The 21,573-nt window shown below is 64.2% G+C and carries 17 protein-coding genes; 13 read left to right on the top strand and 4 right to left on the bottom strand.

Annotated features, from left to right (window positions below):
- Positions 1-64 precede the first annotated feature (64 nt).
- Positions 65-505, bottom strand: coding sequence for a PaaI family thioesterase (locus VG320_RS06180; protein WP_327199253.1), 441 nt, complete (start codon positions 503-505; stop codon positions 65-67).
- Between the two features lie 293 nt (positions 506-798).
- On the opposite strand from VG320_RS06180, the gene VG320_RS06175 reads away from it, so the two are divergent.
- Positions 799-2,424 carry a methyl-accepting chemotaxis protein gene (locus VG320_RS06175; protein WP_327199252.1) on the top strand — a complete coding sequence of 542 codons (1,626 nt, stop codon included), beginning with the start codon at positions 799-801 and terminating at the stop codon, positions 2,422-2,424.
- Positions 2,425-2,496: 72 nt separating this feature from the next.
- On the opposite strand, the gene VG320_RS06170 is transcribed toward VG320_RS06175, so the two are convergent.
- Positions 2,497-3,597 carry an AGE family epimerase/isomerase gene (locus VG320_RS06170; RefSeq protein ID WP_327199251.1) on the bottom strand — a complete coding sequence of 367 codons (1,101 nt, stop codon included), beginning with the start codon at positions 3,595-3,597 and terminating at the stop codon, positions 2,497-2,499.
- Positions 3,598-3,751: 154 nt separating this feature from the next.
- Between VG320_RS06170 and VG320_RS06165 the strand changes: the two genes are divergently transcribed.
- The 3 genes from VG320_RS06165 (at position 3,752) to VG320_RS06155 (ending at position 6,066) form a co-directional block, all read left to right on the top strand.
- The gene (locus tag VG320_RS06165) at positions 3,752-4,438 is read left to right on the top strand and encodes an MgtC/SapB family protein (RefSeq protein ID WP_327199250.1); all 687 of its coding nucleotides are present in this window, start codon (positions 3,752-3,754) and stop codon (positions 4,436-4,438) included.
- 192 nt (positions 4,439-4,630) lie between these two features.
- A complete protein-coding gene (locus VG320_RS06160) occupies positions 4,631-5,710 on the top strand; it encodes a hypothetical protein (RefSeq protein ID WP_327199249.1) in 1,080 nt (359 codons plus the stop codon).
- 200 nt (positions 5,711-5,910) lie between these two features.
- Positions 5,911-6,066 carry a hypothetical protein gene (locus tag VG320_RS06155; RefSeq protein WP_167336062.1) on the top strand — a complete coding sequence of 52 codons (156 nt, stop codon included), beginning with the start codon at positions 5,911-5,913 and terminating at the stop codon, positions 6,064-6,066.
- 175 nt (positions 6,067-6,241) lie between these two features.
- Here the strand turns inward: VG320_RS06155 and VG320_RS06150 are convergent, their stop codons facing one another.
- Together VG320_RS06150 and VG320_RS06145 are read right to left on the bottom strand one after the other, a co-directional pair.
- On the bottom strand, positions 6,242-7,552 hold the full coding sequence (locus VG320_RS06150; RefSeq protein ID WP_327199248.1) for a glycosyltransferase WbuB: 1,311 nt from the start codon (positions 7,550-7,552) through the stop codon (positions 6,242-6,244).
- A 133-nt stretch (positions 7,553-7,685) separates the two neighbouring features.
- Positions 7,686-8,429 carry a hypothetical protein gene (locus tag VG320_RS06145; RefSeq protein ID WP_327199247.1) on the bottom strand — a complete coding sequence of 248 codons (744 nt, stop codon included), beginning with the start codon at positions 8,427-8,429 and terminating at the stop codon, positions 7,686-7,688.
- A 972-nt stretch (positions 8,430-9,401) separates the two neighbouring features.
- Between VG320_RS06145 and VG320_RS06140 the strand changes: the two genes are divergently transcribed.
- The 9 genes from VG320_RS06140 (at position 9,402) to VG320_RS06100 (ending at position 21,571) form a co-directional block, all read left to right on the top strand.
- Complete coding sequence (locus VG320_RS06140) at positions 9,402-10,253, top strand: helix-turn-helix domain-containing protein (RefSeq protein WP_327199246.1); 852 nt, start codon at positions 9,402-9,404, stop codon at positions 10,251-10,253.
- 288 nt (positions 10,254-10,541) lie between these two features.
- On the top strand, positions 10,542-11,999 hold the full coding sequence (locus VG320_RS06135) for a mannose-1-phosphate guanylyltransferase/mannose-6-phosphate isomerase (RefSeq protein ID WP_327199266.1): 1,458 nt from the start codon (positions 10,542-10,544) through the stop codon (positions 11,997-11,999).
- 56 nt (positions 12,000-12,055) lie between these two features.
- Complete coding sequence (locus VG320_RS06130; RefSeq protein ID WP_327199245.1) at positions 12,056-13,483, top strand: undecaprenyl-phosphate glucose phosphotransferase; 1,428 nt, start codon at positions 12,056-12,058, stop codon at positions 13,481-13,483.
- A 120-nt stretch (positions 13,484-13,603) separates the two neighbouring features.
- Positions 13,604-14,848, top strand: a complete 1,245-nt coding sequence (locus VG320_RS06125) for a polysaccharide biosynthesis/export family protein (protein ID WP_327199244.1) — start codon at positions 13,604-13,606, stop codon at positions 14,846-14,848.
- Entirely contained in the window at positions 14,845-17,112 is a 2,268-nt protein-coding gene (locus VG320_RS06120; protein ID WP_327199243.1) for a polysaccharide biosynthesis tyrosine autokinase, read from the top strand. The genes VG320_RS06125 and VG320_RS06120 overlap by 4 nt, the downstream gene beginning before the upstream one ends.
- 36 nt (positions 17,113-17,148) lie before the next feature.
- On the top strand, positions 17,149-18,264 hold the full coding sequence (gmd, locus tag VG320_RS06115; protein WP_327199242.1) for a GDP-mannose 4,6-dehydratase: 1,116 nt from the start codon (positions 17,149-17,151) through the stop codon (positions 18,262-18,264).
- A gap of 33 nt (positions 18,265-18,297) precedes the next feature.
- On the top strand, positions 18,298-19,302 hold the full coding sequence (locus VG320_RS06110; protein ID WP_327199241.1) for a GDP-L-fucose synthase: 1,005 nt from the start codon (positions 18,298-18,300) through the stop codon (positions 19,300-19,302).
- A gap of 38 nt (positions 19,303-19,340) precedes the next feature.
- The gene (locus VG320_RS06105; protein WP_327199240.1) at positions 19,341-20,360 is read left to right on the top strand and encodes a hypothetical protein; all 1,020 of its coding nucleotides are present in this window, start codon (positions 19,341-19,343) and stop codon (positions 20,358-20,360) included.
- Positions 20,357-21,571 carry a glycosyltransferase family 4 protein gene (locus VG320_RS06100; RefSeq protein WP_327199239.1) on the top strand — a complete coding sequence of 405 codons (1,215 nt, stop codon included), beginning with the start codon at positions 20,357-20,359 and terminating at the stop codon, positions 21,569-21,571. The genes VG320_RS06105 and VG320_RS06100 overlap by 4 nt, the downstream gene beginning before the upstream one ends.
- Positions 21,572-21,573 lie beyond the last annotated feature (2 nt).

Raw genomic sequence — 21,573 nt, 5'->3', positions numbered from 1 at the left:
CACGCCAGAAAGCAGACGGCCGCGGATTCGCCATCCGCGGCCGTTTTTCGTTCAACGTGCGATGTCACATGGGCGAGTGCACCGTCTCGCCGTTCGCGTCGACCATTCTGCTGACGGTTCCCTGCGCCAGCGCCACCAGCCGCTCGCCGCCGTCCTCCATCACGAACACGCTGCATTGGCAGGTGGCCTGCTGACGCCCCGCGTGGACGACGCGCGCCCGCGCCATCAGCGTGCCCGAGAGCGCCGGCCTCAGATAGTTGATCTTGTACTCGCCCGTGACGACGCGCGGGCCGAGCGCCAGCGCGCCTGCGAAAGTCAGTGCGTTATCGGCAAGATAGGAGATGACGCCGCCGTGCACGAAGCCGTGCTGCTGCTTGAGGTCGTCGCGTACCAGCAGGCGCAGCGTCAGCTCGTCGGGGCCGACGTGCATCAACTCGGTGCCCAGCAGCATGCTGAACGGCTGCGCCATCAGCGCGCCGCGCGCGCGGTCCACCAGATCGGTCATGGAAGGATTCCCTGGGACTGCGCCCGCATGGTTGCCCTAACCACTCTAGGAAGCGAGTTGCGGCGGCGCAAGGTGAATCGACGCAAGCCCACCATTTAGATTGTTGCGCAAAACAACAAGAATGAACGGCAGGCGCACTGCAATCGTTCCTGAAACGATCTGTCGCCGTTTTGATGCTGAAATTTCACGTTTTTAGCCTCAATACAACGTTTGCCGATGCCGTAAACGCAGTGCAGGCGCGCGCGATCACATGCGTGCGCTCTACCTACTCACTGCCACCCCAGGTGTTCAAGATGTTCAGCAAGATCAAGGTCGCATCCGGCCTTCTATGCGTTCTAGTCGCATTCTGCGTGCTCCAGCTCGTGACCGAAGGTCTCGGCTTCTGGTCGCTCACCCGCACGCACGACGACGTCAAGGATCTCTCCAAGGTCGCTCTGCGTCAGGCGAGCGCCGCCAACGAAACCACCCAGCATTTGATGGACGCGCGCATTAACCTGTCGCGCGCGGGCACCCGCCTGATCCGTGGCGGCGGCGCGGCGCCGACCGACATCATCGGCCACGCCCAGGAGCAACTGAGCGCCGCCGACCAGTCGTTCCAGGCGCTCAACGCCGTCGAGCCGATCAACGACGAGGACCGCGCGCGCGTCGCCGCGCTCGGCCAGCGTTATCAGGTCTACCACAAGGCGCTCGCCGAACTCGTGGACGACCTCAACGCGAACAATATCCAGGCCTTCCTGGACCAGCCGACCCAGTCGTATCAGGACGCCTATCTGGCCGAGTTGCAGGAGTTCGCACGCTTTAGCTCGGCGGCCAGCCGCAACTCGCTCGAGTCGATCGATTCGCGCCTCGCCGTGTTCCAGAGCGTGGGCATCGTGATCCTGCTCGGCCTGATTGCGCTGGCTACCAGCGTGCACTTCGGGCTGCGCAAGGGCGTGGTCGCGCCGCTCGAAGAAGCGGGCCGCCACTTCGACCGCATCGCCCGCGGGCGACTGGACGAAACCGTGAGCGCACGCGGCGATAACGAGATCGGACGTCTGTTCCGCGGCATTTCGATGATGCAGGCGAGCCTTGCGCGCACGGTTCACACGGTGCGCGAGACGGCTGGCGGCATCAACGTGGGTGCGGACGAAATCGCCACCGGCAATGCCGATCTGTCGGCGCGTACGGAATCGCAGGCCGCTTCGCTCGAAGAGACGGCGGCCAGCATGGAAGAGCTGACCGGCACGGTGCGCAATACCGCCGAAAACGCCCGCGAAGCCAACGCGCTGGCCGAAGCCGCGCTCGACGCGACTTCGCGCGGCGGCGCTGTGGTGGGCGAGGTGGTCGAGCGCATGCACGCGATCGCGCAAAGCTCGGACAAGATCGCCGAGATCATCGGCGTGATCGACGGCATCGCCTTCCAGACCAACATTCTCGCGCTCAACGCGGCCGTGGAAGCGGCGCGCGCAGGCGAGCAGGGACGCGGCTTCGCGGTGGTGGCGGGCGAGGTGCGTGGCCTTGCGCAACGCAGCGCGCAGTCGGCCAAGGAGATCAAGACGCTGATCAGCGAGTCGGTTTCGCAGATTCGCGGCGGCTCGGAACTGGTCGAGCGCGCGGGCGAGTCGATGCGCGAAGTGTCGACCTCGATTTCGCGCGCCACGCAGATGATGGCGGGCATCAGCGCGTCGTCGCTCGAACAGAGCGCGGGCATCGATCAGGTGAATACGGCGGTGTCGCAGATGGACCAGATGACGCAGCAGAACGCGGCGCTGGTCGAGGAAGCGGCGGCCGCGGCGGCCTCGCTGCATCAGCAGACGCGCCAGCTTGCGGAAGCGGTTGCGGCCTTCGAGATTTCGCCGGCTGTGCTGGCCGAAGGCCGCCATCTCGCCGAGATGAGCGCGTCGCGCAAGGAGCCCGAGGGGGCGTTCGCGACGGCCTGAGCGTTGCAGACCGGCATCGCTCGAGGATGTTGAAAGGGCGGCACATGACCCACATGTGCCGCCCTTTTTCGTTTACCTGTTTGCCGGCTGTTCGAGCGCGCTATATGCCGTGAGCAGGTGATACGGCGTGGTCGAGGGCATATCGGCACGGGACACCTCGCCATTCGCGCTGCGGCATTCGACCCAGCCTTGCGGCGTCAGGAAGCGCCCGGCGAACTTGCCGATCTGGCCTTGCAACGTTGCGCGCACAACCGGATCGCCGTGCGTGGCGATCGCGCGCAGATACTCCGTCTGCGCCCAGATGCGCTGGGTGGCGTCGGTTACGCGTCCGGCTTCATCGACCGCCGCCGCCACGGCGCCCGTGGTCGGGTCCACGCCGTGCTTCACCGCAAACGCGAAGGCGCGCGCGAGCGCTTCCTGCAGGCCCGATGCGCCCAGCCGCTGTTCGCCCGCCTGCGCCGCGAGCCAGAACCATTCGAACTGATGCCCCGGCTCCAGCCGGTTGCCCGCCGCGCCAAGCGGCAATTCGGCGATGCAGCCCGTGGGCGCGTGCAGGAAGCCGCGCGCGAGCGCTTCGCAAAGCCGCGTGATGGCGGTGTCGAAGGCGGTGTCGCCGGTGGCGTCGCGGGCCACGAGCCAGGCCTCGGTCAGATGCATCAACGGGTTCTGCAGCGGCCCGCTGGTGACGTTCGCGAACGAAGCGTCGAGCGCGGCATGCAGGAGGCCTTCGGGCGCCTTGAAGCGGTCGAGGATCAGCGCGGAGGTCTCGCGCGCCGTGTCGAGCGCCTCGCTCACCCCAAAACGCTGACCGTAGGCCGAGCACGCGAACACCACGAACGCATGCGTGTAGAGGTCCTGGGTGGTGTCGAGCGGCGCGCCCTGCGGATCGACGCTGTAGAACCATCCGCCGTGCGTGCGGTCCTCAAAGGTATGGCGCAGCGATTCGAACAGCGTATGCGCATGCGCAGCGTCGCCGGCCTGCGAGAACACGAAGAGCTGGCGGGCGCAGGCCATCGCGCGGTAGCGCGTGTCGGGCAGGGGCGTGGCGCCCGTGGCGTCGAGCGCCTCGTGCGGCAGGCGCAGCGTAGCGTTGAAGCCGGCCTGGCGCCATAGCGGCAGGATGGTGTGGTCGTAGTGTTCGCGCAGACCGGCTGCGCTGGTGAATGCGTTCATGGAAGACGTGTGCGCGAAGCGAATACGGTGCCGGCGATTGTACGCCGGGGCGCGGCCCGTCTCGAATCGAAGCCTTACTAAAGCTTGCTCCTGCACGTGGCGCCTGCCCGAGCGAGCGACCAACTCTCTAAATACGACAAGGAGAACGACAACCATGCTGAACAACTGGGAACTCATCTCGCGGCTCATCATCGCGGCGGCGCTGGGCAGCGTCATCGGCTTCGAGCGCGAACGGCTCTCGTGGGCCGCCGGGCTGCGCACGCATATGCTGGTGTGCGTGGGGTCGGCGCTCATCATGATCGTTTCGGCGTTCGGTTTCGCCGATGTGCTCAGCGCCGACCACGTCGTGCTCGACCCGTCGCGGATGGCTGCGCAGGTCGTGTCGGGCATCGGTTTTCTGGGCGCGGGTTCGATCCTGCTGCGCGGCGAGATCGTGCGCGGCCTGACCACGGCGGCGAGCCTCTGGTCCGTGGCGGCGATTGGCCTCGCGGTGGGCGGCGGCCTCTATACGGCGTCGATTGCGGCGACCCTGATCATTCTCATCATCCTCGCGGGCATCAAGCCGCTGGAGCGCCGCTTCATCACCTTCCGGCAGCGGCGGCAGATCTCGCTGCTGGTCCAGCGCGGCGCGCTCACGTTCCATTCGCTGCACGACGCGCTTGGCACCTCCAGCCCGCGCGTCAAGCAGTTCGTGGTGCAGCAGAGCGACGATTCGCCGGAACTGGACGAGGTGATGATCGTGCTGGCCCGCGTGTCGTCGATGGAGTACGAGGCCATCTGCACGGCGCTGCGCAAGCTGGACGTGGTCAAGGAGTTCCGCGAGGACGGCCCGCAGAACTGATACGTCGATGCGTCATGGATACTTCATATTTTAGGGACGCACATCGGCAACGTTTGCGGCTAAGATGCCTGTCCAGGGCGCATGGCCGATCGACGGACGCGCGCCCGACGAGCGATCGCGGCTGTCGCGCTGCGGCCAGGCTAGACCGCCGCGCGACGCGAATTCATCCGAAGCGAGCCTCATCGTTGACCCATGGCCGATCAAGAAGATTACGCAGACAACGCAGAACATGAATCGTCGGGGGCCGGGCGCAATGCGCGCGGCACGACTTCTTCCCGGCGAGCAGCGCCAACTGACACCGCCACGAGCACCACGCTGGGCGGCCAGCCCGCCGAACCCACCCTCGACCTGTTTGGAGACGGCCCCGCGCCGGAACTCATCGGCGTGAACCAGGGCACGAACCAGGGCGTCAGCCCGAAAGTGAACCGCGCGATGGCTTCACCCGCCGCGCGACGCGCGGCGCGGCAGAAAACCGCGCCGCTGGTGGCGGACACGCCGGCCGATGCCACCGAGCCCTATTTCCACGCCGACAAGGCGCAAGAGGACGCGCCGATCGACACCGTGGCCGTCACCGATGCGCCCGCGAGGCAAGGCGAGGTTGAAAGCGCGGAGCCGCCCGCATCGGCAAAAACGGCAGATGCGGAAAATGCGGCCAACGAAGCCACCGAACAGCCCGATGCCGCAGCGCAGCCCGCAAGCAGTTTTTCCTACGCGCCGACGAGTGCAAGCGGAAATCCGGCGCATTTGACCTCGGTGGTGCACGCTGCGGACTTCGAGGCGGCGGTGCATGGTCCCGTGCATGCGCACGCGGACAAGACCCCGCCCGCCGATATCGCTGCCGCGCTAGCCGTGCAGGCGCGCAGAACGAAGTGGATGCTGACGGCGGCAGTGGCCGCGCTCGCGGTCACGGCAGTCGCCGCGGCGGTGCAGACTATCGTGCTCGCCAACATCTCCAGCGCCGCGCAGGCGCAGCAGCAGCGCATCGAATTGCTGCTCCAGAACCAGCAGGCCGCGCTGGACAAGCTCACGGCGCGCCTGGATGCGCCGCCTGTTGTGGCGATGGCGGCAACTGCGCCCGTCGTTGCCGCGCCCGTTGCGCCGACGCCAGCGCGCGCGCAATCGGCATCCGCGCCTTCGCGTCGCGCCGAACGCGCGGCGAAAGCAAAAGCCGCCGAAAAGGCCGCCGAAAAAGCTGAAAAGGAAAAGGCCGCTTCGCGTGCCGCCGCCAAGGCCCACGCGCAATCGGGCACGCGTCAGACGGCGAAAAACTGATCGCCGTCGCCATTTCTTTTGACCCCTAAATAGCAGGAAGCCTATGTGTTGCCTTGATGCAACGCATAGGTCTCCTGTTTACAGGATGCGACGCGGCGTCGCGGTTTTTTTGTTGCACTGCACTGGTAATGGCTCAGGGAAAACCCTATAATGCTTTCAGTCAGGGAAAACCCTTAACTTCCGCCTAACCAGGAGTCATCATGAGCTTTATCCTCGCACTGCTCCAGAAGGTGGACGACTTTTTCGCGTCGCCCTACCTGCCGATGGATGCTGATTATTCGTACGCTGCGCGTAGCCGCGAAGCCGAACGCATCCGCCGCTCGCACTACGCGCCGTTCGGTCTGCCGCGCGACTAAGCTGTTCACTGCTGGAAACGATTTGACCGCAATCGGAGCGCAACGATCAGGCGTTTGATACGCCGTTCGGGAATTCGCCGCCCATCTGCTGGTTGATTGAAATGAAGCCGGTTCTTGTAAAAGAGCCGGCTTTGTTGCATCTGGAGCCAGTAAAAGCACGCAAAAAGGGCGGCGTTCAGCCCGGACGCTTGCCTTCCCGAACCGCCTCCAGCGCGGCAGTAGGCGCGCTTTCGACCTCGGCGCGCGCACGTCCCGGATCGTTGCGCGTGGCCCGCACTGTGCGCAGGCGCGCCTCGAACTCCTCCAGCACGGCGTCGCGTGAAAGCGACGCCACCGCGAACATGCGGCCCGCGCGGCCATACTCCGCACGCCGCGCCGGATCGTCGGCCAGCGCACGGATGGCCTGGGCGAGACTGCGCGCGTCACCGGGCGGCACGACCAGACCGCGCGGCGCGACCACGTCATGCAGTTCGGTGCCGGGGCTGGCCATGGCGACGACCGCGCGCCCGCTAGCGAACATGCCGGTGAGCTTGGACGGCATCACCAGGTCGGCGGCATCGGCGCGTTGCGGCAAGACGTGGATATCGGCGAGATTGAGCAGTTCGTTCAGTTCCTCGACGGGACGCAGGTCGATCACGCGGCAATTGGGCAACTTGCCGCACGCCGCTTCGATCGCCGCACGCGCCGGGCCGCTGCCGCAGAACACGAACGCCAGATCGGGCTGATCTTTGAGCGCGAGCGTCGCGTCGGTCAGCACGTCCAGGCCCTGCTTCATGCCCATATTCCCGGAATAGAGCACGACCACCGCATCGGGCGCGATACCGAGCGCTTCTTTCAGGCGGCTGGTGCGCTCCAGTGGAAACACGGCGTCCGTACTGGCCCAGTTGGGAAAGCGCACGAGTTGCGCGGCGCGTACGCCCTTGCTGGCGGCGCGCTCGAGCATCTTGCCGGAGATCGTCGATACGCTGTCGAAGCGCGTGAGCAGCGTGCGTTCGACCGCGAGCGCCGTGCGCTTGAGCCACGAACCGCGCAGGATGTCGAGTTTGAATGCGGCATCCACTTCGAAGTCCTGAATATGTAGCCACGCGTGCGCGCCGCACAGCCTTGACGCGAGCCAGCCGACGGGTGCGTTGAGCAGACTGGGCGCCACGCAGAACACCACGTCGGGGCGCCAGAAAGCGAAACGCAGCATTAGCGGCAGGGTCGACAGCGCGAAGCTCGCGAGATGGACAAGACGCCCTTTGCCGCGTGGTTTCGACGGCACCCAGAGCGGTGCGCGCGAGACGCGCACGCCATCGCGCGTTTCGCGCGCGTAGCTGTTTGCCGAATACGGTTGCGCGACGCGCCATTCGGGATAGTAGGGCGGCGCCGTCACGACGCGCACCTGATGACCGCGCGCGGCGAGCCACGCGGCCATTTCGCCAGTGTATTTGCCGATCCCGGTCATTTCCGGTGCGTAATTGATGCCGTAGATCAGGATCTTCACTGGGCCTCCGTGCGCGCTGTGGGAACTACCGGAACATCCTCATGCGTGGCCGATTATGGGGCGGCAAAATGCGTGCGCGCCCGCCAGGATCTCGCGACGATCGGACAATCGCTGGAGAGATGTCGTCGATAGATCAGGAGTACCCAGCAAAGCGGTCGCGCATATGGCGCACAGCGCGCAGCATGGTGCGCAATCGGGCCTCAAGACCCGCATCGTAGTGATGGATGATGAGGGAGCGGCGCTCGCCGGCTGCCACATGCAGATTGTGATGCAGCGTGACGAAGCCGTTGAACACGTAGGCGTTGCCTGGCTCGCAACGAATGCGCTCGCAATGACGCATGCCGAAGCCGCTATTGACAAGCGCGCGGCGCAGCCCGAACGGCAGGCCGTGTTCGAAAAAGAGCCACGCCTTGGTAATCAGATGCATGAGCGGCGCAAGCGGTTCGCTGCGGCGTATGTGGACGATCAAATCGCCGTTCTGGTCGCCGTCGGGCGCGCATTGCAGTGGAATCAGCACGGTAAGGACGTGCGAATCGAAATGACGCAGATAGCTTTGCGCGGACATGCGGGGGCCGACACAACGCAGCACATGAATGGGCGCGTCGTTTGCCTCGCGCGCCAGCGTCTGGCCCATCCAGAGGCGCGCCGCCGCGCAGACCTGCGCTTCCATCGCGCTGAAGGCGTCGTGCAGGCGCAGTGCGTCGGCAAACTGGTCTGCGCTCGCCGATGCGCGCCGCCCGTCTGGCGGTTGCCATTCATGACGCGCAGCCTCGATGCTGGCATTGATGCTCGCAAGCAGATCGGCAGGCACAACCCCGACGAATTCCCTGACGAATTCGTTGATGAGGCCGCTTTTAGTCGTTACCCCTTCCTTCATGGCGTGGCCTTTTATTTAGAGCGCGCATGCTGTACCGCCAGGAATCGCCGCCTCTATTCTGACGCGGCCCGCTTCAAAGCTTTCGGCCCACCTTACTACGCGCCTCACTCCCTTCGACGCCAAGCATTCGCCTTGATCGGCCACCCAGGGTTCACGAGCGGTAAATGCGTCCGCACGTTTTTTTGCCATGCACCATACAAAAGCAATTTTTCCCGTGTTTTTTTCGCACTTTATTCACACGGAAAGGGAAAGTACGGGAAAACCCGTTTTCGCCATTCGATTGATTACGTTTTTCATCGGATGAAAAAGCGGGAAAATTACCTCAACTGGAACGGTTAATGCTTTGGGCGCTTTTAGCAGGCCTGTTTGACGGGATACGAAAGGATTGAGAGTTTTAATCAGACAAATAATGCGCCCGGTATTTGCGGCGCCAGGCAATGGTTAAAATCGGCCAGTAAGCCCTATTTACAGGCATTATTGTCGTGTTGCCTTGCAGCATGGAAGTGTCTGGGTGTGGTGTGCATTCTTCGACCTCATCCCGCAAACGGCAATTTGTTTATCAAGTGACTTTCAACCGATTTAGCCGATGATTGGGCCCGGGCCTTGTCTTATCAATGTGCGAAGGCGCACATAACTATCCGATTTATTGATCCGCCAACACCTCGCCATAATCGGTCACGTCACGCGCAATGCATTTCGGCAAGCTATGATGCACTGCACACGGAACAATAAAATCGCATCGCGGAATGCGAAACAAGGGAGCCAGCGGACCGTCCACATTGGGGAACAGTCATGGCATACGTCGTTATAGATGATCGAGGTTCGACCGCGTCGCTGTCGGCTAGAAACACTGCGACGCGAGTCACCCGGGAAAGTGTTACTCGGCAAATCGGGATTGTGCTGTTCGAAGGTTTTTCCCTGCTAGGCGCGGGGATGGTGGCTGAGGTATTTCAACTGGCCAATGATATTGCAATGTCGGAAGGCGCGAAGACGCTGCCGTATCGTGTATGGCTGCTCTCGACGCAGGGGGGAGCGGTGGCCTGTTCGTCGTCGCTCCAGTTGGCGACGTCCGCGATCGACGAAGTGGGCGATTCGTGCATCCGCGGTTTCGACGCGCTTTTTATCGGCGGTGGCCGCGCGGTGGCCAACGCTCTGGGCGATGCACGGCTGAAGGCATGGCTGCATCGCGTCGTGCCGGCCAGCGACGAAGTGCGCGCGATCGGCGAAGGCCATCAGTTATTGAAGGCGGCAGGTCTTGAATCGGAGCAGGGCGGTGCGCCGTTTGGTCAGCGCGTGCGTTTTGCCGGCCCGGAAGAGGACGCGAACGCCGACGATCATCACGAGGCGTTGCGTGCAGCGCTCGTGCTGATCCGGCGCGACATGGGCGCCGACGCCGCGCGCAAGGTGGGCGAGCGCGCGCTGCCGAGTCTTTCCACGCGGCTTTCCGCGCTGTTTGCCGATGCCTCGCGGCCCACTTCGGGCGACAAGGTGTGGGCGTCCGCGCGCTGGCTGCAGGAGAACTGCGAGCGCGCGATTTCGGTGGCGGACGCGGCGCAGGCCTTCGCGATGAGCGAGCGCAATTTCCTGCGGCGCTTCAAGGACGTGCTCGGCATGACGCCTTCGGACTATCTGTTGCAGGTGCGGCTCGAACTGACGTGCCAGTTGCTCGTCAACACCGATCTGCCGGTGGACAAGATCGCACGGCGTAGCGGCATGCGCGATGGCGACCGCCTTTCCAAGGTCTTCCGCAGCCGCCTGGGTGTTTCGCCCACGGAATATCGTAGCCGTCATCGCGTTCGGGTGGACGACATCATCGGCCAATAAACGCCCCTCTGGCGAATCCTCCTCATAGCGCGATCCTGCGCTAACGGTACGTAACGCGCGGCGCAACGCCGCGCGAGGCGAAGACAGTACACGCATTCCTCTTCGACGACGGGCGAGGCGCGCGCGCGCATGCGCGGCGCTGCCCCGGCGGTTTTAACTCGCCATACATCATAGGAGTACGAAGTGATGGAAATCGATTACGGAAAGATCGCTAAGCCCATGGAGACCACTCGTTCGGGCGTTTTCGTGACCGTTGACGTGCTCGACGTGAGTACGCCGGGCGCGCCCATGACGCATGTTCCCACGCTGCGCATCGTGCCCGTGGTGCTGGCGGGCGGCGCGGGTACGAGGCTATGGCCGATGTCACGCGAGCAGTTCCCGAAGCAGCTGATTGGCGTGATTGGTCAGGACACCCTGCTGCAATCGACGATGCGCCGCCTCGACGGCTTTCCCACGCCATGGGAGATCGTGCCCGAGCCAATCGTTGTGTGCGGCGACGAACATCGCTTCCTGACCGCCGAGCAGACCCGCGCCGGCGGCGCGAAGGCCGCGATCATCGTCGAGCCCGAGCGGCGCGACACCGCACCCGCGCTCACGCTGGCCTGTGCCGCCGCGTGTGCGCAGGGCGGTGACGCCATCGTCGTGGCGATGCCGGCCGATCACGCGATCGGCGACCTCGCCGCCTTCCAGCGCGCCGTGAGTCGCGCCGCGCGCCACGCGGAGGCAGGCGCCATCGCCACGCTCGGCGTGCCGCCGACGCGGCCCGATACCGGCTTCGGCTATATCCGCCTGGGCACGCCGCTGGAAGAAGGCGCGCGCAATATCGCGGGTTTTGTCGAAAAGCCCGCGCCGGAACTGGCGGCGCATTACGTCGATACCGGCGACTACTGGTGGAACAGCGGCATTTTCGTTGTGCGCGCATCGGTCTGGCTCGACACGCTCCAGCATCTGCAGCCCGCGATGCACGAAGCCTGCATGGCGGCCTACGTGTCGGGGCAGCACGACGGCGCATTCTTCCGTCCGCATCGCGAGTACTTCAAGACCTCGCCGTCCGATTCGATCGATTACGCGGTGATGGAGCGTCTGGGCACCGATCCGGCGCTGGCGCCCGGCGTGGTCGTGCCGCTCGACGCGGGCTGGTCCGACCTGGGCTCGTGGGACGCCGTGTGGGATGCGCTCGACAAGGACGTGGACGGCAACGTGGGACGTGGCCGCGTGATGTTCGAGAACTCCACGTCTAGCCTGGCGCATTCGGAAGGCCGACTGGTGGCCTGTCTGGGCGTGAGCAACGTGGTGGTGGTCGAAACCGACGACGCCGTGCTGGTGGCCGACCGCTCGCGCGTGAAAGACGTCAAGGGCGTGGTGGCGAAGATCAAGGCGCTGCACGCGCCCGAAGCCAACACGCACCGCAAGGTGCGCCGTCCCTGGGGCTATTACGACTCGATCGACAAAGGTGCACGCTTCCAGGTCAAGCGCATTGTCGTGCAGCCCGGCGCGCAGCTTTCGCTGCAACTGCATCACCACCGTGCTGAGCACTGGGTCGTGGTGAGCGGCACGGCGCTCGTCACGCGCGGCGACGAGCAGTTCATGTTGAGCGAAAACGAATCGACCTTCATTCCGATCGGCGTGCGTCATCGGCTGGAAAACCCCGGCAAATTGCCGCTCGAAATCATCGAGGTGCAGTCGGGCGCGTATCTGGGCGAAGACGATATCGTGCGCTTCGACGATACCTATGGCCGAGCCTGAACGCAGTCAAGCCGCACTGGGCGCATTCGTTGCGCCCACAACTGGAGAGCCGGGCCATGAGTACCATCGAGTTCGTGCCGGAATCCCCGGCATCGTTTGGCGGCGTGCAAGGCTTGCTTGCACGCGTGCTGGACGTCACGCTGATTGTTGTCTGCGCGCGCCTGGCCACCAGCCTGCACGCAGCCGATAGCGTTTCGCAGGGCGTGGAGGGCGCGTTCGCCCTGTTTGCCTGCGCATTCACGCTGGCGGTGTTTCCGGTGTTCGGCGTCTATCAATCGTGGCGTGGCCGCTCGATCTTGCGCCTTGTTTCGCAGGTCTTTCTGGCCTGGATGATGGTGGCCGCCTGCGCGCTGGTCATGATGTTCGCGGTGCATCGCGCGGATGCCGTCTCGCGCCTGTGGTTCACCTGGTGGATCGCCTACACGGCGGGCGCGATGGTGGGCGTGCGTTTGATCGTGCGCGCGGCGCTGTCGCGTGCGCGCCATGCGGGCATGAACCTGCGCAACGTAGCGATCGTGGGTTGCGGCGAACACTGCCAGCATATCGTCGAGCGCATCCAGCAGGCGCCCGCCACCGGCTTTCGTGCCATGGCGGCGTTCGATGCGAAGCCGGCGGGCGGTGCGCAGATCATCGGCGTACCGGCTTTTGCGGGCCCGGCGCACTTCACGAATTTCGTCGATTTCGTGCGCCGCAATGGCATTCAGGAAGTGTGGCTCGCGCTGCCGTTGTGCGAGGAACAGACGATCCTGCAATGCGTGAATGCGTTTCGCGACGACCTCGTGAACGTGCGCTTCATTCCGGACGTGCGCAGCATGGCGCTGTTCGGCAGCGCGATGATCGATCTCATCGGCATGCCTGCGATGAATCTGGTTGCCTCGCCCATGCCGGCTCACGCGCTTGCCAAGAAAGAACTCTTTGACCGGCTATTTGCTGCGGCCGCGCTATTGGCGCTGTTGCCGGTGTTCATCGCCGTGGGCATTGCCGTCAAGTTGTCTTCGCGCGGTCCGGTGTTCTTCACGCAAAAGCGCATGGGCGCGGATGGCCGCGTGTTCCGCATCTATAAGTTCCGCACCATGCGCCAGCATGCGCAAGTCGCGGGCCAGGTCATGCAGGCCACGCGCAACGATTCGCGCATCACCAGGGTGGGCGGGATTCTGCGTCGCACGAGCCTGGATGAGCTGCCGCAGTTCTACAACGTGCTGCGCGGTGAAATGTCCGTGGTCGGTCCGCGTCCGCATGCCATCGAGCACGACGAACTCTATCGCAAGGTCGTCAACGGCTATATCCATCGTTATCGCATCAAGCCGGGTATCACGGGCTGGGCGCAGGTCAACGGCTATCGCGGCGAGACGGATCGCGTGGAAAAGATGGAGCGCCGCGTCGAACACGATCTCTACTATCTCCACCACTGGTCGTTTGCGCTCGACATGCGCATTGTCGCGGCCACCATTCTCAAGGGGCTCGTGCACAGCAACGCGTATTGATCGCGCTTTCATCGGTGACGCGATCGGAGGGTGGTGGGTGTGGCGGTTCACAGCTTGCACCTGTTCCGGGGCCTTCGTTCGTCGTCCTTCATTTCCTCTTTACGTTGGGGAAGAATGATCGTGTTCATCCAGATGCTGGAAGGATTCATCGTTGCCGCCGTGCTGCACGCGTGCCAGAGAGCACGCGGCGCGCTGCGCGCACGGGCAACGCAGTCTCGCCGCCTGGGCCGTGGCGGACTCGCGGCGCTCATCGCCATACTCGCGGTTGCCAGCGCGCTCACGGGTTGCTCCACTGCGCCGGGCATGCGCATGTCGCAACCGGCCACCTTGCCGACCGGCGAAGGGACGGACAGCAATTCAGCGCAGGCGCAAACCGATATACCGATCACCGAAATCAATCTGCGCGTGATCCAGCAATTGCGTGCGGCCACAGCGCCCGACAATACCTGGGCCACACTCGGAGCGTCGAACCAGCCTGCTCACTACACGCTGGGCCCTGGCGACGTGCTCGACATCACCGTCTGGGACCATCCCGAACTGATCGCCGCGCAAAGCGGTCAGGCCAACAGCGTGTCGGCGCAACGTTCCGCCGACCCGGCTCCTGGCTTCGTGATTGATCAGGATGGCTATCTACAGTTCCCCTATGTGGGCCGGGAACACGTCGCGGGCATGCATATCGAGGATGTGCAGCGCCTCGTGCATGAACGGCTTTCCGAGGTCTACAACAAGCCGCAGGTGACGGTGCGGATCGTTTCGTACCGCTCCAAGCAGATCTATGTAGACGGCGAAGTGCAGACGCCCGGCTCGCTCGCGATCAACGACGTGCCGATGACGCTCTATCAGGCGGTCTCGCGCTCCGGCGGCTTCACGAAGAACGCGGACCAGAGCCAGATGGTGCTGGTGCGCGATGGCAAGTCGTATCGGCTCGATCTGCCCGCCATGCTCGCGCGCGGCGAAGACCCCGCAAGCATCCGGCTGCGCAACGGCGACCTGCTGCGCGTGGTGGCGCGCGAAGAAAACGGCGTCTACGTGATGGGCGAAGTGTCGAAGCCAGTGACAGCCGTGCCGATGCGCAACGGCAAGCTCATGTTGAGCGATGCGATCTCGCAGGCTGGCAGCGTCAACGCCAATACCGCCGATCCGCAGCAGCTCTACGTGATTCGCGGCGCGGAAGGTACCCAGCCGCAGGTCTATCACCTCGACGCGCGCTCGCCGGTCTCGATGATTCTCGCCAACCAGTTCCAGCTCCAGTCGAACGACGTCGTCTATGTCGACAGCAATGGGCTCGTACGCCTCTCGCGCGTGCTGAACCTCCTTCTTCCGGCCATTAACGCGGGCCTTACCGCAGCGGTGTTGACGAAATGAACGCACCTACTCCTCGCCTCGTACGAGAGCCCGCTGCCGAGCACCTGAGCGCGGTGGCGCCGGTGGAAACGCAGCCGCTCGCCGCGCAAACGGATGTGCCGCTGTCGATGTGGTTTTCGCGCATCGCCGAGAGCTGGCGCCTCATTCTCGCGATGACGGTCCTTGCGCTGTTGCTTGGCGGCCTTTATGCCTTCGTCGCCACGCCGGTATATGAAGCGCAGTCGCTGATCCAGATTCTCGACAACCAGTTGTCGTCGAAAGACCGTGATTCGCTGGGCGAGCTGGCTTCGATCTTCGACAAAGGCGGTACCGCAGCCGCCGAAATCGAATTGCTGCGCTCGGACCTCGTGGTCGGCCAGGCGGTGTCGCGGCTGCATCTGGATATCGACGTGCAGCCGCATTATTTTCCGCTGATTGGCGCGGCGCTCGCGCGCCGTGTTCCGCCCGGCGAGTTGGCGCCGCCGCGCTTCGGTCTCGCGCAATACGCGTGGGGCGGCGAACAGGTGGCGATCAGCGCGCTCGATCTGCCGCCGCGTCTTGCGCGCGAGGGCGTGGTGCTGGTCGCGCAGGGCGGCGATGCGTACAGCCTCGTGACGAAAAGCGGCCAACTGGTGCTGAACGGCCGCGCGGGCACGACGGCAACGGCGCAGTTCGGGAGCGACACCGTGACGATGCGCGTCGATACGCTGGTGGCGCGGCCAGGCACGCAGTTCGGCGTGACGAAGGTGTCGCTCGAACACGCGACGGGCGATCTGCAAAGTCATCTCACGGTGGCGGAAAAGGCCAAACAGTCGGGCATGATCGGCGTGAGTCTGCACGGCAACGACGCCGCGCGAACGGCGCTGATCCTTAACACGATCACCGAGCAGTACGTGAAGCAGAACGTCGACAGCCGCTCCGGCGAAGCTGAGCATACGCTCGCATTTCTCGAGCAACAGTTGCCGCAACTGCGCGCCGAACTCGACGACGCCGAGCAAAAGTACAACCGCTTTCGCAATGAAAACGGCTCGGTCGATCTGAGCGAGGAAAGCCGTCTGCTGCTCCAGCAAGTGGTGGATGACAAGACCAAACTCGTCGATCTACAGCAGCAGCGCGACGAGATGCTGCAACGCTTCACGCCCAAACACCCCGCTGTGGCTGCGCTCGACGCGCAGATGGGCACGCTTCGCGACCAGATGGCCGATCTCACCGCACGCGTGGAGAAGATGCCCAACACCGAGCAGAACGCGCTGCGCCTGATGCGTGACGTACGCGTTGATACGCAGCTGTACACGAACCTGCTCAACAGCGCGCAGCAATTGCGCGTGGTGAAGGCGGGGCAGGTGGGCAGCGTGCGCGTGGTCGATCATGCTTCGCCGCCTGAGTATCCGGTGCGTCCGAACCGCTCGGTGATTCTGGTGTTTTCTGCGCTGCTCGGCGTGCTGGTGGGCGTGGGCATCGCGCTGTGCCGCAAGATGGTATTCGGCGGCGTGGAAAACTCGAAGGAAATCGAGCACGTGATTGGCGTGCCGGTCTATGCGGTCGTACCGCGCAGCCCCGCGCAACTGAAGATCTATGAAGCGATGAAGCGTGGCACGCGTGCCCAGCATGTTCTGGCCGGCTGCGCCGCGCATGATGTGGCGATCGAAGGTATCCGCAACCTGCGCACGGCGATGCAGTTCGGACTCCTTGCGGCCAGCAACAACATCGTCGCGATCACGGGGCCGCGCAACAAGGTCGGCAAGTCGTTCGTGTCGGTGAACTTCGCCGCCGTGCTCGCGCTGGGCGGCAAGCGCACCATCATCGTCGATGGCGATATGCGGCGCGGAGATATTCACGAGTATCTCAACATCCGCCGCCGGCCTGGGCTTTCAGACGTGATCGCGGGCGCGGATCTCGACAGCGCGCTGGTGCGCAACGTGTTGCCGGGCCTGGACGCCTTGCCGCAAGGCACGGTGCCGCCGAATCCCTCTGAACTGCTGATGAGCGAGCGCTTTCGCTCGCTGCTCGACGAGCTATCCGCGCGCTATGACGTCGTGCTGATCGATACGCCGCCGGTGCTGGCCGTGACCGACGCCGCGCTGATCGCGCGCCGTGCGGGCGCGACGCTGCTGGTGTGCCGCCATGGCCGCGATGCGCTCTCCGGCATCGGCGAGACCGTGCGGCGGTTGCGTCATGGCGGCATTGCCGTGAAGGGCGTGGTGCTCACCGACGTGCCGCGCGGCCCCTTTGGCTACGGCTCGAATTTCCCCACCTACGCGGCAGACGCCGTGGAATTGCACTGAATCAGCCACACCACACGCACACTGGAGAGCGCCATCATGGAACGCAAGGTTGCACTGGTTACCGGCATCACGGGGCAAGACGGCTCGTATCTCGCGGAGCTGCTGCTCGACAAGGGTTATGAAGTCCACGGCGTGAAGCGCCGCGCTTCGCTGTTCAATACCGACCGTATTGACCATCTGTATCAGGACCCGCATCAGAAGGGCCGCAACTTCGTGCTGCATCACGGCGATCTGACCGACTCGACCAATCTCATCCGCATTATCCAGTCCGTGCGGCCCACGGAAATCTACAACCTCGCAGCGCAGAGTCACGTCGCGGTGTCGTTCGAAGAGCCGGAATACACGGCCAATGCCGACGGCACCGGTACGCTGCGGATTCTGGAAGCGATCCGCATCCTTGGCATGACTAAGGAAACGCGTTTCTATCAGGCATCGACATCGGAGCTTTATGGGCTTGTGCAGGAGACGCCGCAAACCGAGCGCACGCCGTTCTATCCGCGCAGCCCGTATGCCGTGGCCAAACTCTACGCCTACTGGATCACGGTGAACTACCGCGAAGCGTATGGCATGTACGCGTGCAACGGCATCCTCTTCAATCACGAAAGCCCGAATCGCGGCGAGACCTTCGTTACGCGCAAGATCACGCGCGCCATCGCGCGTATCAAGCTGGGCCTGCAAAAGACGCTCTATCTGGGCAATCTGGATGCAAAACGCGACTGGGGCCATGCGCGCGACTACGTGCAGATGCAATGGCTGATGCTGCAACAGGACCATCCCGAGGACTTCGTGATCGCCACCGGCGTGCAGTACCGCGTGCGCGATTTTGTCGATGCGGCGGCGCTGGAACTGGGCATCGAGATCGCGTGGAGCGGAGACGGCGTCGAGGAAACCGGCACCGTGGCGGCTGTGCACGATGGCAAGCACGTGAAGCCAGGCGATGTGATCGTGCGCGTCGATCCGCGTTACTACCGGCCCACCGAAGTGGAAACGCTGCTGGGCGACCCATCCAAGGCCAGACAGAAACTGGGCTGGGAACCCACCACGAGCTTCGCGCAACTGGTGAAGGAAATGATCTGGTCCGACTACGAGCTGGCCAGTCGCGACGAGCTGGTGAAAGAGCACGGCTATGTCGTCTACGACTATCACGAATGAATGCGGGCACCAAGGAAAGTAAAGGAGCGGATCATGCAGAACAAACGTAAGCGCGTTTATATCGCGGGCCATCGCGGCATGGTGGGCGCGGCCATCGCGCGCATCCTGACGCTGCGCCCGGACGTCGAACTCGTCACACGCTCGCATGCCGAACTCGATCTGACGAGCCAGCAGGCGGTGCGTGCGTTCTTTCAAGACGAAGCGATCGACGAGGTCTATCTGGCCGCCGCAAAAGTGGGCGGCATCTTCGCCAACGATCACTATCCCGCCGACTTCATCTATCAGAACCTGATGATCGAGGCCAACGTGATCCACGAGGCGTGGCGCGCCGGCGTGCAACGCCTGCTGTTTCTCGGCTCGAGTTGCATCTATCCAAAGTTCGCGGAGCAGCCGATCGACGAAGGCGCGCTGCTTGGCGGCAAGCTCGAACCTACCAACGAGCCATACGCCATCGCGAAGATCGCTGGCATCAAGCTGTGCGAGAGCTATAACCGCCAGTTCGGCGAGTCGCACGGTACCGACTATCGCAGCGTGATGCCGACCAATCTCTACGGACCGGGCGACAACTACAGCATGCAGACGAGCCATGTCGTGCCCGCGCTGATCCGCCGCTTTCACGAAGCACGCGACAAGGGCGATCGCGCGGTGCAGGTGTGGGGATCGGGCCGCCCGCGCCGCGAATTCCTCTATGTCGACGATATGGCGGCGGCGAGCGTCTACGTGATGGAGATGGATCGCACGCAATACGGCCAATGCACGGCGCCGATGCAAAGCCATATCAACGTGGGCTTTGGCAGCGATGTGACGATCGCGGAACTCGCACAGACGATTGCGGGCGTGGTCGATTACGACGGCGAGGTGCAGTTTGATACCTCGATGCCCGACGGCACGCCGCGCAAGCTGATGAACAGCGCGCGCCTGCGTGCGCTGGGATGGCAGCCGAGCGTCGCGCTCGTGGATGGGCTCGCGCGCGCCTACCACGCGTTCCTTGGGGCGCACGCCGGGGAAACGCCCGTGCGCGGCCTGGCGAGCGCCTGAACCCGATAACGCCCCTGGAACGCGAGGACCGCGCCCCCATGACCAGCTTTCGCATCGTTCAACCCGAAATCAAGGAGCACGGTTGCGGCGTCTCGGATCACTCGGGCGTGCTCGTCAAGCTGCTGCGCGAGCGCCAGCAGGACGCGCAGCGTTATGCGGTGCCCAACCGCGCCGCCGCGCGCACGGTGCCCGTGGTGCCCGGCGACGTGTGGATCCTGCAACTGTCGATCTACGGTTTCAGCCGCAAGGGCGTGCCGCTCTGGCTGCCGGCCTTCGTCGATGCGGCGCGCGCGCGGGGCGTGAAAGTGGTCGTCTACTTTCACGAACTCTGGGTGCTGGTCGCGCGCGGATTGTCGAGCGCGTACTGGCTCGCGCCGATGCAGCGGCGCATCTGCGAGCGTGTGGCTGAACTGGCCGATTACGCGTTTTTCAATACCGACTGGGCCTATACATGGGGCGTCGAGCGCATGGGCGAGCGCGCGATCTACGCGCCAACGTTTTCGAACGTGGGCGAGCCCGAGGCGGTGAACGCATGGCGCGAGCGCGAGGACGTGGCGGTGGTGTTCGGCTCCGCGCGCACGCGTGAAGAGATTTATCGCGAAGCGTTGCCCGCGTTGCTGGAGCAGCTGGGGCGCGGCCATATCGAACGCGTGATCGATATCGGCAGCGGCGGCGCGTGGCTCGACAGCATCGCGCAGGCGTTCATGCCCTGGCCTTTTGAGGCGACCGGGCCATTGCCGTCGGAGGCGATCTCGCAACGCCTGATGCGCGCGAAATGGGGCTTTTTCAACACGCCCTGGGGGCAGGCGTCGAAGTCGGGTGTCTACGCGGCCTATGCCTGCCACGGCGTTGCGCCCGTATCGATCTTCGACGGCGTGGGCAATTATCCGGTGCCCACGCACTATCCGCTGCCGGAGCGCCATTTCCTCACACGCAACGCTTTTCGCGATGCGGGCGATGGGCTCGATACGACCTCGGCGCTTATCGGCGCACGCGTATTTGCAGAGCACGCGCGCAGCGCTCAACTCATCGAAAAGATCGTGGAGATTACCTCATGAACGGTGCAGCCATACACGCGGCGCAGCGCGGCAAGACGGTCGCGGTCTTTCATCCGGGCTTGCAGCATTCGCATCAGCTTGCGTGGGGACTCTACGAGCGCGGCATGCTGCAGACCTTCTGGTCAGGCGTGCCCGTGCAATGTGCGGGCGACAAGGCGAGTACGTATATGCCCGCGCAATGGCGCAGGAAAATACGCGGCACGGACGTGCCACAGGCGTTGCGCCGCCATCCCGTGTGGTGGCAGATGCTGTTGCGTGCGCGCTCACTTGCGCGCACCGCGCCCACGCGTCACGACTACACGCATCGCGTGTTTCACTGGTTCGACTGGTGGGTCGCGCAGCAGGTGCGCGCATTGAAACCGGCTGCCGTCGTGGGCTACGAAAATTCGGCGTGGCATACCTTCAAGGCCGCGCGCGAAGTGGGCGCGACCTGCATTCTCGACGCGCCTTCGCTGCATCACGAAGATGCGAAGCGTCTGATCGACGTGCCCTCGAATGGCTATATCGACGAGATCAATCGCCGCAAGGACGAGGAAGTGCAACTGGCCGATCTCGTCATTACCTGCTCGGATATGGCGCGCGAATCGTATCTGCGTGCGGGCGTGGACGAGCGCAAGGTGAGATCGGTGCTGCTGGGCGCGGAGCTTCCCGCTGGCGTGGCGCGGCGCACCGATACGGCGCGCCCGGTGCAGTTTATCTTTGCGGGCACGCTGTCTTCGCGCAAGTCGATCGATCTGATTCTCGATGCGTTCGCACGCCTGAATGCTGAAGCGCATTGCGCCGATCTCACCTTGGTGGGCGGCAGCGAAGAGCCGCAATGGCTCACGCTCGCGAAGCAGGTGCCGCACGTGCGATGCCTCGCGGGCGTGCCGCAGAAAGAGCTTTACGCCTTGTTTGCCGAGGCCGATTGCCTGTTGCTGCCATCGCGCTTCGACGCCTTTGGCATGGTTGTGGTGGAGGCGATGGCGACGGGCACGCCCGCGATTGTTTCGACGATGACGGGCGCACGCGAAGTCATCACGCGTTTTCCCGATAGCGGCTGGGTGATCGAGCCGACCGGCGAGGCGATCTATCAATCGATGCGCGAAAAGGTGCTGGACCGCCGCTCGATACGCGCGGCGTCGGAGAGTGCGCTTGCGGCTTCGCACTACTTTACGTGGCGCGCGTATCGCGCACGCGTCGCCGATCTGATCGCCGAGACCCTGGGATAAGC

The sequence above is a fragment of the Paraburkholderia sp. genome (assembly GCF_035948235.1).
In the GTDB taxonomy this organism is placed as follows: domain Bacteria; phylum Pseudomonadota; class Gammaproteobacteria; order Burkholderiales; family Burkholderiaceae; genus Paraburkholderia.
This window is presented reverse-complemented; position numbering and strand designations above follow the sequence as displayed.

Bases quoted from the DNA above. Each gene is read 5' to 3' on its own strand.
- VG320_RS06180 (WP_327199253.1), bottom strand. From the start codon at position 505: ATGACCGATCTGGTGGACCGCGCGCGCGGCGCGCTGATGGCGCAGCCG.
- VG320_RS06175 (WP_327199252.1), top strand. From the start codon at position 799: ATGTTCAGCAAGATCAAGGTCGCATCCGGCCTTCTATGCGTTCTAGTC.
- VG320_RS06170 (WP_327199251.1), bottom strand. From the start codon at position 3,597: ATGAACGCATTCACCAGCGCAGCCGGTCTGCGCGAACACTACGACCAC.
- VG320_RS06165 (WP_327199250.1), top strand. From the start codon at position 3,752: ATGCTGAACAACTGGGAACTCATCTCGCGGCTCATCATCGCGGCGGCG.
- VG320_RS06160 (WP_327199249.1), top strand. From the start codon at position 4,631: ATGGCCGATCAAGAAGATTACGCAGACAACGCAGAACATGAATCGTCG.
- VG320_RS06155 (WP_167336062.1), top strand. From the start codon at position 5,911: ATGAGCTTTATCCTCGCACTGCTCCAGAAGGTGGACGACTTTTTCGCG.
- VG320_RS06145 (WP_327199247.1), bottom strand. From the start codon at position 8,429: ATGAAGGAAGGGGTAACGACTAAAAGCGGCCTCATCAACGAATTCGTC.
- VG320_RS06140 (WP_327199246.1), top strand. From the start codon at position 9,402: ATGTCGGAAGGCGCGAAGACGCTGCCGTATCGTGTATGGCTGCTCTCG.
- VG320_RS06135 (WP_327199266.1), top strand. From the start codon at position 10,542: ATGACGCATGTTCCCACGCTGCGCATCGTGCCCGTGGTGCTGGCGGGC.
- VG320_RS06130 (WP_327199245.1), top strand. From the start codon at position 12,056: ATGAGTACCATCGAGTTCGTGCCGGAATCCCCGGCATCGTTTGGCGGC.
- VG320_RS06120 (WP_327199243.1), top strand. From the start codon at position 14,845: ATGAACGCACCTACTCCTCGCCTCGTACGAGAGCCCGCTGCCGAGCAC.
- gmd (WP_327199242.1), top strand. From the start codon at position 17,149: ATGGAACGCAAGGTTGCACTGGTTACCGGCATCACGGGGCAAGACGGC.
- VG320_RS06110 (WP_327199241.1), top strand. From the start codon at position 18,298: ATGCAGAACAAACGTAAGCGCGTTTATATCGCGGGCCATCGCGGCATG.
- VG320_RS06105 (WP_327199240.1), top strand. From the start codon at position 19,341: ATGACCAGCTTTCGCATCGTTCAACCCGAAATCAAGGAGCACGGTTGC.
- VG320_RS06100 (WP_327199239.1), top strand. From the start codon at position 20,357: ATGAACGGTGCAGCCATACACGCGGCGCAGCGCGGCAAGACGGTCGCG.